The organism is Mycoplasma paraquilae, from assembly GCF_048284415.1.
In the GTDB taxonomy this organism is placed as follows: domain Bacteria; phylum Bacillota_I; class Bacilli_A; order Mycoplasmatales; family Metamycoplasmataceae; genus Mycoplasmopsis.
Genome location: NZ_JBLVZU010000001.1, coordinates 273,362 through 288,056, shown reverse-complemented (window position 1 = coordinate 288,056; position 14,695 = coordinate 273,362). Strand labels below are relative to the sequence as shown.

Genomic DNA, 14,695 nt, shown 5'->3' with positions numbered 1-14,695 from the left:
GAACAACTCCAGGAACAACTCCAGGAACAACTCCAGGAACAACTCCAGGAACAACCCCTGAAGTAAAACCGGCGCCACAACCAGGAACAACCCCTGAAGTAAAACCAACTCCACAACCAGGAACAACTAGCTCTGTTACAACACCAACTGACAATAATAATGTTGATGACAGCATTGTTTATTGATTACCATTATTAATTATTGCAGGAGTAATTGGAATAACTGGGTTAATTGCAGCATTTACAAAGAAGAAATAACTATTTTAAACATTACATCATATGTTATGTATGATGTTTTGTTTTACTCTATACCACTTTTTTAAAAATATATAAATGGAATTATGAAAAATTATTATAATTTTCAAATAAAAATAAAAAGGAGATATGAAATGAAAAAGAATAAACTACTTATTAATCTCGCTAGTTTGCCATTAGTAGCTAGTATACCATTAACTTTTTTATCTACAGCTGTTACTGAAAATAATACAGATACAGCAGCTTCTTTGGCAGATATTGAAACTTTTAAAACTTGATTGCAAGAACATAAATTCGCCTCAGCTATTGGTGGACTTAGAAATGATCAAGTGAAAAAATACACAGATCAACTTAATGATGCCCAAAATATCACAAATGCAAAATTAAAAGAATTGACATCACAAGCCAATGATGACTATAACATGATGGTTAAATATTACCAAATGGCTCAAGTGAACTCACTTGGAGACCCTGAATCATATGCTGCATTAGGTTTACAACAAGGACAAATGTATAATTCAAATCAATGAGGTTCAGGATCAGACTCATTGGTTGAAAAACTTAAACCATATTTCAAAATATTCTACGCTGATTCTAATGATGAAGTAAGTGTAGAAATATTGGATGGGAAAATTGCCCAAATGGCCCAAACGTTTGAACAAGGTGTTAAAAGCACTACAAATGGTGCTCAATTCTGAGATTTATTTAATGCTTACTATAATGTAAACACCATTTTTAACACAACAAGTGAAGATATTGATTCAGTTCGTCACTCTACTTCTAGTGCCCTAGTTACATTTGCTCTAATTTATGCAGGATTAAGAGACAATTATGCAGCTGTTACAGATGCTAATGTTTTAAACACTGAATTTGTGAATATAATGCTTAAACCAGGTATGGCAATGTATAAATCATTATTGAGAGAATTTGAAAAAACATTTGGTGGTTTAACACCTGAAATATATGAAAAAAGTAATACATATAAGAACCTAACTACAGATTTCCAAAGAACAAATGCTCTTAAAGTTATTAACTATATGAATGCAAATACCAAATATTTAGCAAACGTAAAAGCAGCTAATTTTGGTACTCACACATTGCAATATGGTACTGGACAATTAACGAACCTTTTAATTGCATTATTTTCAAATAACAGTAATAGAAATATAACTTTAATTGAATCATTGAAAAGCAATTTTGATACTTCTGTAAAAATTGATGCTCCTGCTAACTATAAATATTATGAAAATGAATTAAATAATTTAAGTTATGCTCCATATACTGTTCAAACAGCAGAAGCATTAAAAGCAAATGCTAATACACCAGGAAATAAAGCAAATGTTGAAACAATGCAAGCTATAATTAACCAATATACACCTGTTACTAATGCATATAACACAATTATTGCTGCGTATAATGAACTAAAAGATATCATTAATAGTCCATTGTATACACAAGCTACTCCAGAAGTTAAAAATCAATATTTACAAGCATGAGACAATATTAAATCTACTTTAGATTTATCAGATCCAAATAGCCCTAAAGCAAATGTTACAATTTCAAATGGTCAAATTTCAGTTCCTGAAACTAATAAAACAAATATTTTAAGCAACCCAACAGAAATCGTAGCACAATTGGTTTCAGCAGCAACATCGGCGAAAAATAATCTAAATGGATACTTGAAACAAGCCCAAGATGAATTACATAATAATGTTAAACAAGCCCAAAATAATAATGAACAACATAACTCTATAACACCAGAGCAAGCTGCAAAAATTCAAGCAGCTATTAACACCATTCCAAATAGTCAAGAATCAGCAAGAATTAACAAGGATAAAGTATTTTTACAAAAATTAATAGATGATCAAAAAGATTTGAATGCTTTAAATTATCAAATTAACAATTTCCTTTCACCAGAAAATTCAAGTTTCAATATAAACCCTCAAGATTTACAAAACAAAATTGACAGTAATTTAACTAATCCAAATGGTTATGATTCTAATAATTTAAGTGATCTAAATTCTGGATTAAGTACACTAAACCAAGAAGTTGATAAAGCTATTGAATCAGAAAAGCAAAGCAGAAATAACCAAGTTAATGATTTTGTAACCAATAAAGATACAAAGTTAACTCCAGATATGCTAGCTAAAGTTAAAGAAACTTTAACAAATAGTGCATTATCATACAGCCAATTTAGTAATGCACTACAAGCTGTGCAAAATATAAATAAGGCATATACACAATTAGATAATTTAAAAAATGTTTTAACTGAAGCACAACAAAATGCTCATTTATCTAGTGAGCAAAAACAAACATTAAATGAATTATTACAACAAGTAAATAATCAAATTGCTGGAATTAAATTAGATTCATTTGATAATATAAATACCACATTAGCTCAATTAAACAGTAACATTACTGAAGATACAAATTCTTTAAGAAATAGATTAAATGGTATATATAGAGCTAATAATTCACAATTACCACAAAATATTATTCAAAACTTTATAAACACAAATCAAGTTGATCCACATTTAGATGTTTTAACTTCAAACTTTAAATCTTATCTTTCAGCAATCAATAGCGCTTCATTGCTTAATGAAGTTCAACAATATGCTCAACTTAAAGAAAAATTAGCTCAAAAGGACTACTTAAAATACATTCCACAAGATGTTTTAAATAATTTTGACAACTTATTAAATGAAGTTAAAAATTATGATTCAAAAACATCACAAGAACAATTAAGCCAAAAAGCTACTGAATTAGGCAAAACATTTGACACCATTAGAGAAAACATTTATCAAGGATTAACTAACTCAAAAGATACAAGCAGTCTACCTACAGCAATTAAAAACGCATATGCTGATGGTGATACAGAACAAAAAGTGTTAGATAACAACAGCTTTATTAACAATATCCAAGGTATTGCAAATAAAGTTACAAATAATATTGCTGCATTCAATAACCTTAAACACCTTGTTTCAGCTTCAAAACTTAACAATGACTCAGATACTTCATTAAGTGCTGATGAAAAAGAGCAAAACAAGAACACAACTTTAGCATACAAATTATCTAGCCCAGAAGAACAAAAAGCATATGATCAAGCATTTGAACAAGCACAAAACTATGTTAATAATGTTGATAATAATACAACTGCCAAGTTGGATCCTGCTCTAATTGAACAAAATAGTACTAATTTAACAACTGCTAAAAACAATTTATCTGGTAAAAACTTGTTAAATGAAATAGATGCTCAACTTAAAGCATTAAAACCTTATTTAGCAGCTGAAGCTTACAACGTTTTAGAAGCACAACGTAATAATTTAAGTTCTATACAAGCAGCAAATGAATTTAAGACTTCATTGCAAAACTCATTAACAGCTATCGAATCATTTAATAAATTATTAAATGGCGATAGTACATTAAAAGCAATGGAAAACCTAAATAGTTTTAAATACAATGATAACAATGTCAATATTCCTGCTAGCTTAAAAGAACTACAAGCAAGTGGTAATAGTACATATCAAAGTGCATTAGAAAGAAATGGTGTTTATAGTGAAAATAAAGCATTCTTAGCCTCAAATCAAGAAGTAATTAAGCAATTTTATGATGCTGCTACAAACAAATTTACTAATGCACAAGCTGATAAAATTAATAGCGTAATAACAAATGTTGATAATAAAGCAAAAGAATTAAATGCAAGTATTACTACTCAATGAAATGCATTAAATGACGAGTTAACTACATTAAACAATAATGCAAATGAGCTTAAAAATTCAAAAACTATTTCACAAATTAATGATCTTAAAGCAGCAATAGCTCAGATCGCTAATAAAGATATTAGCTCTCTTCCAACATTAAATGTGTACAAAAACTTAATTTCAGCATTAAAAAATGATTTATACAATGCTCAATTTTCAACAGAAAATTATCCTAACTTGTCAAGTGATGTACTTAAAGGATTAATTAATAAGGTAACTTCCGAAGATCAAGCATTACAAGCCACTGCACAAGAAGCAAATGAATTTAATGATGCAGCAGCTAAGCTGAAAAATGCTATTGCATATGCTTCTGAAGCTGCTCAACACAATTCCACAAATCCAAATGATTTACAAAAACTAATAAAAAATGCTAACAGTTTACTAGCAAATGGTAAATTAAATAGTGATATTTCATTAACTGATCTTAATAAACAAATTGATCAATTAACACAAGCAGCAAATGAAAATAATAAATTCTATTATGTTCAAGTAATCAATAAATTAAACTTAACTAATGAACAAAAAGCAGAATTAACAAAACAAATCCAAGCTGCTAACACTTCAGAACAATTACAAAGCATTATGACTAATGCAAATACACTAGTTGGTGCTGATAAAAATGCTAATGATGCATTGTCAAACTACCAAGACTTTGTTGATAAAAATTCAGCAAAATTACCAAATGCTTATACAAGTGCAAAACTTGAAAATGCTTATAGCACATTAAAAGATGCGCAACAAAAAGGTTTTGCCGGTATGACAGCAGATCAAATTAATAAATTAACAAACGACCTAAATAATGCAATTAATGAAAATGAAAAAGAATTAGCAGAAATGGGTGGTTCACACTTTATGTTCTGAATTCCACTATTAGTACTTAGTGTCATAACTTTTGCTGCTGGAATTATTATGTATATTGCCAAAAGTAAGGGTAGAAAAAATAAATAATCACTTTAGTATTAGCTCAAAAACATTCTCAACTTAATGAGAGTGTTTTTATTTTTTGATACAAAAAACCTCATAGGACATAACCTATGGGGCTTTAAATTATTATTTTTTCTTATAGCATAGAACAATAATTCCAGCAATTCAACCAACAGATGCGATTGCAACTAAAATAGATCATCAAGCTCAGGTACGAGACATTTGTAATTTTTGATCTAATAGAGATTGAATTAGTGGTGAAGCTTTTTGGTATTCAGAAGATTCTTTCATTTGCGCTATTTTATTTAAATCTTCTTTGGTCAATGACTTATCTTTTGCATTAGCTAAGATTGAAATGAAATCATTATCTTTCATTGCTTTAGCTAGATTTGCATTATTTTTATCAATTGGATTTAATAAGTTTATTCCTTTAGTTAATTTTGTTTGATCTTGCGTTTTGATTGCATCTAAAATTTCTTTTATACCAGCAGCGCGGGCTTTTAAGTTTTTAGATTGTGAATTTAAAAGATCACTAAATTCTGTATAAGATTCAAAATTTTGCTCACGGGTATTGTTTATTTTTTCAGTAGCAGCATCATAAACTTTATCGTTAATATATGGATTTTGCAGTTGTATTTCAAAAAGCTTTTTGTTATCTTGCAATAATTTAGTTTGTTGTCTCATTAAGTCAATTTCATTAACTAAATTTTCTTTTGCTTTAGGTTTAATAGCGTCTATTAATGTGGCATTTTGCTTGCTATTATCATTTTTATTTTCTAAAATGTCTTGCAAGTTTCTTACAACTTGATCAATTTTTGATTTTAAGTCATGATTTGTGAAGATTTGACTATCTAAAATGTCTTTTGCTTCTTTATATGTTAAAGCTTGGTTAAATTTAGATAAATTTTCTTGTGAAATTTGAGCCTTAACAAACTCTGAATTATTATTTATCGCATCTTGAATCTGAGTAATACGAGTATTGCCTTGCATAAATACTTGAGGTGAAAATTGTTTAACTTGTTCATTTAGTTTGTTTAGTTGATTTATTAGTTCTTTTAACTTAGCATTTCCTTCTTGCATATAATCAGCATGATTGTCAAAATATTTATTACTTAAATCTTTAATTTGGCTTTGTAAGGTATTTACTGATTCTTGAATTGCTTTAGGTGAATTGAATAATTTATTAGCATTAGCGTTTAAATCACTTTGCAAACTATCGACTTCGCTATGTAGCTTAGTAAATTCTTCTTCCATCACTTTAGCTTGGTTCTTTCCTTGACCAAGTAAATCAAGAGCTGTATTCAAATCACTGTTTAGTTGATTAATTTGAGCTGGTAAATTATCTATATAAACTTGGCCAGTTTCAGGAGTTATTTTACCTACGATAGCAATTATATTTTTAATAAATTGTTGTTTATTTGCGGGTGCAAAGAAGAATTCATATGGTAAGTTAGTTTCGTTTTTATATGCTTGATCAACTTTAGTGTAAGTGTCTTTTAATTCACTCATTGCTTTATCTAACTGACTGGCTTGTGTAGTAATATTAATTAATTGTTCATTATCTTTAGCTTTCGCTATAGCGTTAGCTAACGTACTTTCTTGAGCATTATTTAAGTTAGTTAAATTAACTAATGAATTTAAGGCATTTGCTTTAGCATTGTTTAATAATTGTTTATCAAGTTGTGTTTTAATTTCTTGAGCACTAGCATGTGAATTATTGCTTACTGCTTGAGATTCTCGCACAATGCTTGGAACTAATGAAGCATATTTATCATTAATTACCACAGCAGCTGCAATAGCTTTATCAAGCTCATTTGTTGCATATTTATGTTGTAATTTTTCTAATGCATTTTCTATCGCAACTACACTACTGTCTTTATTTATGTCCTTAGTTTGATTTAAAGCAGCTTTTAATTCATCTGACTTGGCATCTTCAGGCATAGTAGCAATTTTGTTTCTTAATTCTTCTAATGTTTTATAAACATCAGCAATTGTCTTTTTAGCACTTGTAACAGCATTATCCAAGGCTGCTGCAGCTGTATTATATCCAGCTTGAGTATCTTTTGCATTTGCAGCAGTTTGTGCAGCTGGAATATCATTAGTATTTAAAGCATTAACTATTTTATTTCTTAATTTGCTGTGAAGTTCTTTGTTTCCTTCTTGTAATTCTTTAACAAAGTCTTTAGCTTGATTAATAGATGCATATAATTTAGCTTTATCAATTTCATTTGCAAGTTTATCACTAGCAGTTTTAATTGCATTTTGATCAAATGTAGAATTATTTAATGCATCTTGAGCTTGTTTAATAGCTTCATCAAGCTGACTTGATTTTTCTGCTACTTGAGCTTTAGCAATTACATTAGCTAAATCATTTTTAGCTAATGATAAGTTTAATTTATCAGCTTGAGCATCATAAGTAGCTCTTGGAGTTGCTACATCTGTATTAGCATATTTTAATAATTCTAAAGCTTTAGATTTTTGTGTTTCAATTTCTTGCTTTAAGTTTTCAGGAAGAGAATCATTAATATTTGATTTAAATATGGCATCATATGCTTTTGCAAGTTTGTCTTTATTTAATTGATGCGTAATCTTAGCTAATATTTTGTCATCGCTTACTTTTGTATTTGAAGCCTGCAATTCTTCTTGGGCTCCATTTAATGTAAGTGCAAAGGCATTTGAATTTTTTAGGTCTTGAGCTAAGTTATCTTTGAATTTAGCTAGTTGATCTAAAGCAGCTAAATGTTGCACTTGACGAGCATTCACAATACCTTCGTATAAGTTTGCTTTCTTATCAAGAGCCTTAGTTACAAATTCGTTTGCGCTTTGTTTATCAGTATTGTTAGTAAAGTTTGCTATATTGGCTGTTGAAATAATTGAATTATTGTTTGCGACAATTGTATCAATCGCATTTGCAGCTTGTTTTTTAGCTTGAGCAATAGTTGTTAAAGCTAGAGCCACTTGATCGCCATTTAATGTTGTTGCATTTAAAGCGTCATTTGCTTTTGTTTTAGCATCTTCTAGCCCTTGCTTGTTTGCGTTAATAGTATTTACTTGTGATTCAAATCCAGATAATATAGTTTGACTACTATTATTAGGTTTTGTAAATTGATTAATTAAAGCGTCTAAACTTGCATTTTCTATTACCAAGTTTGCTTTAGCTGTATCTAGTTCTTTAGCTGATTTAACTTTTGCATCTAATTGAGCTTTGTTTTCAGCTTGATTTAAAGTTTCTTTAGCTGCAGACTTTTGATTTGAATTTAAATTGTTTAGGTTATCAATAGTTGCATTAGCTTTTTGCTTGTTGTCATTTCCATTTAAAGCATTTTTAGCTGTATTGATTTTATTATTGATTACTTCAATAGCAGCTTTATCAATTGCCTTATCAACTTTATCTCTAATATTTTGAGCATCATCAATAATAGTATTAAGTTCTTTTTGCTTGTCTTTATCAGCTAATTTGTAATTATCTTGTGCTTGTGTACTATTTAATGAATTTAAATTATTTTTCAATTCTTCAGAAGCTTTATCTAGTTCTTTTGCTTTTGCTATTGATTTAGCAATATCGCCCGGTCTGTTTTTTCCTTTCACTTCATTAATCAATGCTTCTTTTTGAGAACTTGATAAGTTTGGTAATATATTGATTTTGTCAGCAGCATTGTTTTGAGCTTGTTTTAAAGCATCTGCATTAGTTTTAAACTTATTAATCACATCGCTTAATTTATCACTAATTTGATTTACTTTGGTGATTTCTACACCTTGCTTTAATTTACGATTTTCTAATAATTTATTAGCTTCTTGACTAGCATCTAGGGCTTCTTGAAGCATTGCTGCATCTGCTGAACCACTTGAGGTTTGCAATGCTGTATTTACTTTATCAAGATTATTAATTAACTTTTCAGCTGCAGCTTGAGTATCTCTAACATTATCTTTAATTTTATTAGCAGCAGCAATTGTTGTTGCTTCTTTCACTTGTTGTTTAAATGTTTCAGTGGCTTGAGGAGATAAATGGCTTGCTGATGAAATTGCGCCATTTGCTTCTGCTTTAGCACGTTCTAGAAGCTCTTGACCATCTAAGCCCTTATTTGCATCATTTACTTTAGTTGTATCTTCTTTTAATGTTTTAATTAAATTACCTAATTTTTCAGCTGTGCTTAAATCAGTTGCTGAAATTGCATTTGTTATGTCATTATCTAATTTGCTTGTTGCTTCATTAAATGAATTTTTAGTTGGATTACTTGATTCTGTATATTTAGGTGTTCCTTTTACTACTTGTGCTTCTTTTTGAGCTTGTTTTGCTTTAGTAATTGCATCATTTAAATCTTTTGCTTTTGACATTAATTTATTTACTTCTTCTGGACTAGTTGAATTATCAATTGCTTCATTAATAATATCAACTTGATTTTTGTTTAAATTATTCAAGTTTTTAATTTGTTCTTTAGCTTCTTGCTTTGCATTAGTTACTTTACTATCTCCGTTTAAGGCTTTTTGTGCAGCACTTAGTCTGTCATTTAATATTTTAATTTGTTCTTTATTTTTGCCAGCTAATCCTTTTGCAAGTTCAAGTTGAGCATCTTGTAATTCAGAATCAAATTCAGTTCGTTTGTTTTCATCTGCATATTTATATTTCTTATCAGCCTTATTAAGTTTTTCTGCTGCTTTTACTGTGTTTTTAAATTCTTTAGTAATTTGATCAAGTTCACTGGCTTTTGTCACAACTGTTTGAATTTTTTCATCAGTTGTTGTGGCCAAAACTTCATGAGTCAAATCTGCTTTTTGTTGGTCAGTTAAATCAGTAAGCTTACTGATTTTATCATTGGCAGCTTTTTGTGCTTTTAAGATTTTGTCAGCTTGACTTGAGGCTTGAATAATTGCACGAGACAATGTTTCTCTAACTCCATTAATAACATCTGTTGTTGTATTTATATAAAGCTTATTGTTATCAGTCTTTAAAAATGATTTGGCTATTTCGAGTGCTTCTGTTAAGTTTTCTTTTTGGTCACGCCGCGCAAAATTGTAATCTGGTTTATCTTTAAACTTAATTGCTTCAGCTACAGTATTGATTAATTCTTTTGCAGCGGTATCTGTTGCGGTCGCTTGAATAACAATGGCTTCAATTTCCTTTATTGAACTTTTGGCATCCATTTGACTTTCAAAATGATTCTTAACTGGTGTATCGATATTTGTTAAAGATTCAATAACTGCTTTAGCAACTTTTTTAGCAGATGCTAAGTTAGCATTGCCATCAAGTGCATTTTTAGCTGATGTCAAATCACTTGCTTTGCCATTAAGGGTTTCAATAGCAGAAGTAACTTTATCTAAATCACTTTGAACTTTTGCATCATTAATTGCTTGTTTTAATGCTTCGGAAGCTTTATCTAATGCAGTTTGCTTACTATCTGTAGCTTCTTTGTATTGTGGAGTGCCTTTAATAGTTGTGCAATCTTTTAATATATTATTTGCTGTTAATATTTTTTGATCTAAAGTTGTTGTGTTCTCCGCAATAATTTCTGCTTGTTCTTTAGTTACAGCTTTATCAATTGCTTCATAAGCTGCTTGCTTAACTGATAATTCAAGATTTGATAATTTTTCAATTTTATCTTTAGCTACTTGTTTTGCTTTTTCAAGTTCTATGCCACCATCTAAAGAGTTGTATATTTGTTTAATGGTTTCAGTAATTTTGCTAATTTCTTCTGGTTTTATACTTGTTTGTACATCTTTTGAATAAGTTTGCTTATTATTGTATTCCTTATCAAATTGATTTTTACTTGTTTCAGAAGCTTGAGTGTATTTAGTTTCTGATTTAGCATTATCAAATTTATTATATGCAGCAATAAGTTCACCCATGCTTGTGTTTAATGATCTAGCATTATTTAGGGTTTCTGTTACTATAGCAGTTGTATTAGCATCTGTAGTAATTTGTGTAATTGTATTTATTTGAGATTGTGATAAATTAGCTAATTGTTTTAATGCTTCTATTGCTTGAGCTTTAGCATTTTGTAATGCTTCTTTATCAGCCTTAATTGCTTCTAGAGCTAAATTATTTACTTCAATAGCACTTGTTACAGCTGGTTGTTTTTGCCCATTAATTAATAAATTATTTACTAATAATTCACTGTTTTTCTTTTGAGCATTAGCAACTTTAGCTTTTGTTTCTTCACTTGCATTAGCATATTGTGGTTCTTGTAAAGCTGTTTCTAACTTATTGGCAGCTATTATTAAATTGCTTGCAGCTGCGTTTAAATCAGCTACTGCAGTAGCTAAATTGTTTAAATCAGCTACACTATCATTAGAATCAAGACTTTGTTTAACGCCTTCTTTATATTCATTTGACAAATGAGCACTGTTACTTAATGCTGTTTGAACCTTAGCCTTAGCATTAGAAATCAATAAATCACCATTAAGAGCAGTTTTAGCTTTATTATAATCTTCTGCACTAGCTTTTAAATTATTAGCTAATTTATTAATAGTTTCTAAATCATCAAATGAATTTATTGCCATCGCATTAGCAAGCACTTTGTCTAAATTATCTGCTTTTTCATCAAAACTTGTTTTTAAGCTTTGTTCTGCTTGTTGATAATTATTGCCTTGTTTTATGGTTACAACATCAGCTTGTGCTTTTTTAACATCCTTAATAAATCTATTTAAGCTTCCGGCTGCTTCTTTAATAGGTTTGATAGAGTTAAGTTCAGGCACTGCATCAATTTTTTCTTTAATCTTATTTCTTTGTTCAATGCTCAAATTATCTAGCGCATCAATGTCTGTTTTTTGTTCATTAAGATATTTATTTCATCTAATATCTCCATCAATATTTTTTGCTGCTTGGTTCAACTTATCAGCGAAAATTTTAATTTTCTCTGCAGTTTTACCTACCAATTCTTTTCGATAAATGATTTCAGCTTCTTTTAAAGCTGTGTCAAAGAAATCTTTAGCTTCTTTTGTAGAATTAGTATATTTTCTTGATTGTTTATCAATTGTTTTTGCTGATTCAATTGCAGTTTTAAATTGTTTTGTAGCTTGATCTATTTTTGATGCATTTGAAACTTTTTGATTAACTGATTCAATGCTTGTTGCTGAATCAATATCATTTATTAGAGCTTCTTTTTGTTCTTGTGTTAGATTTTGTAATTTTTGAATATTTTCTTTTGCGTTTTGTTGTTCTGTAGCAATTTGACTTGATAATTGGTTGATAGTAATAATTGTATTATCAATTACTTCTTTTTTAGATGCCATTTCATTTACTAAATTGTTTGGCTTCATCTTTTTACCAGATTCATCCAAAATATTATTTTTTACATAATTAATAGCTGATTCAAGTGCTCGTTTTTGCTCTGATGTTGCATTATTATATACAGGTGCATTATTTTTTAATGCTTCAGCACGTTGTAGTGAGCCTAAAATTTCACTGATAGCATGGTTTTGGCTTGTGGCTTTTGATTTAACTGCTTCAACCGCAGTTACATCTTTAGCATTGATAACTTCTTTTTTGAGTTGATCAATAACAGCTGAATTTAACTTATCTAATGTTCCTATTGTTGTAATAGCTGATGATTTAGCTTCAGCCATTTTATCATCACCATTTAGTTTTTTAACTGCGCTTTTTGCATTCAGAATTAATTCTCTAGCATCATCATCAATCACAGGAACTTTTTCCGCCGAACTATTATCAAAAACAAAATTTACTAATTCTGTTATTTTTGTGACAATTGCATCTGCTTTATTATTGAAGTCTTCTTTTAATTTATTATCAGATTCGATAAAACTAATTGTTTTTGTTACAGCTTCATCTTCTAGCTTTTGTGTTTTTAGTTTTCCTATAATATCATTTAATGATACAGCAGAGTAAACAATATCTTCTATTGAGTGTTTATTAGTTTGGGTCTTAATTAATTTTGTGATATTTTCTTTTTGAATTACTGATAAATTATCTAATTTAGAAATTTCATTTGTTCTTTCGCTAATTAGCTTATTATATTTAACTTCACCATTTAATTGTTCAGCTGCATTATTAGTTTCTTGAATAGATGTATTAAATTGCGAAATTAAATCATTTACATTTTGATATGTAGATGAATTATTTATTTCACTAATAGAGTTTAATTTATTTTCAAAATCGTTGTATCTAGTATCATAATTTGATTGTGGTTCAAAATCAGAAAACTTATATTTTGTTGTGTTTTTGATTTCTCCAAATTTTTTATTTAAATCAGACGTGTTTTTTAATACATCATCTAAGTTTTTAATTGTTTTAAATATTTCTGTTACATCATTATCAGTGGTTGCGTTAGAAATCATATTTTTAAAGGCATCAGCTGATGTTTTACTAATATTTTTATAACTTTGAATTTTAGCTAAATTACTATTTCCATTGAAATGTGACGTATCAAATTTAGGCTCTGCTGGAAAGTATTTATTATTAATAGCCTTAATTCCAGCAACAACATCAAAAATAGATTTATCATATGCAATTAATGTTTTTAGTTCTGATAGATAAGGCAAAGCATTTATCTGCGCATTATATTGACTCTTAACGGTTGGATTAGAGTATTTATAATTTTCTTCTTTTTTATTAGCTTCAAATACAGGAGAGTATTTTGCATTTAATTTTTTAAATTCTGCACTAATTATAGAAGTTTTATAAACTCAATTTATTATTTGATCCACATGACCTCTATAATAATTGTCTTGGACAGGTGGGCATTGATCCTTCATATAACAGTCTAATAATTCTTTACTTCATTTATATCCATCATATTGATTAATGTCACCAAAAAGTTGATTTGAATAAAATCAAAAATCATTTTTATAAATTGAATACATATATAATCAAAATATCTTAGTTGATATTTCTGAACGACCAAGTTCATCAAATATTCTTAGATATTTTTCGACATCTAGATTATCCCTATTTTCATAGGCATCATCCATTATTGTCTTGAACAATTTAAAGCCCTCGAATCTTATAAGACGATAATAATAAATTTCATTTTTATCTTTTACAAATTTTGATATATCATCTGAGTTATTATAATTAAATGAACTAAAATTGTTTTTAAATAAGGTGTTAATATCTCCTTCACCAAACACAATATTGAAATTTCCTAGTATTGATGTTTTTGCATGAATATCATAGAACTTATCATCATTATACATATTTCAAAGTTCACTATCTGTATTGTCTGAAGAATCAATTTTTGGGTTTTCTTTAGCTAAAGACAAACTTTTTACTCATTCTAAGAATGTATAAATTGCATAATAATCTCTTATTTTGTCATTATTTAAAATCTCTTTTAGCTTATTGAAAAATTTCTTCAAATTGTCAATAGTAACAATAGCTCTTAAATGCACATTAGATCTACCGGCAAAATGATTATTTATCTCCTGCATTATGTCATAATATTTATCAGGATCATTTAGCTCATTGAGAACAATTTCTTTAATTTTACTGTGTGATTTAATATCGCTAAATATATCTCATTTATTCAAGAAATCATCAATTGTTTGATTATTTTGCATAATTGGAAATTTTCTTATAAAAGCATCATCATTACTTTTAATTCATTCCATAATTCTTTGCACATCAATGTTCCTTAAAGCAATACTAGCCTGCTCATTTGTACTACCAACTTCTTCATTATTTTCAGAAGTTGCAATTGAAATAATAGGGGCAGCTGCCAAAGGCATTAATGCTACATATTTACTTATTTTTTTCATATTTATCTCACTTTCCTTACTATCATTCCTACTTTTATTCTATAT

At 28.7% G+C, this 14,695-nt stretch carries 3 protein-coding genes; 2 read left to right on the top strand and 1 reads right to left on the bottom strand.

The genetic code is table 4. The features are described 5' to 3' along the window. Together ACNQ12_RS01165 and ACNQ12_RS01160 are read left to right on the top strand one after the other, a co-directional pair. A partial coding sequence (locus ACNQ12_RS01165; RefSeq protein WP_474623482.1) for a hypothetical protein occupies positions 1-257 on the top strand: 257 nt, incomplete at its 5' end. 131 nt (positions 258-388) lie between these two features. Then, positions 389-4,963, top strand: coding sequence for a hypothetical protein (locus ACNQ12_RS01160; protein WP_418036943.1), 4,575 nt, complete (start codon positions 389-391; stop codon positions 4,961-4,963). A gap of 102 nt (positions 4,964-5,065) precedes the next feature. On the opposite strand, the gene ACNQ12_RS01155 is transcribed toward ACNQ12_RS01160, so the two are convergent. Next, a complete protein-coding gene (locus tag ACNQ12_RS01155; RefSeq protein ID WP_418036942.1) occupies positions 5,066-14,650 on the bottom strand; it encodes a hypothetical protein in 9,585 nt (3,194 codons plus the stop codon). Positions 14,651-14,695: the final 45 nt, after the last annotated feature.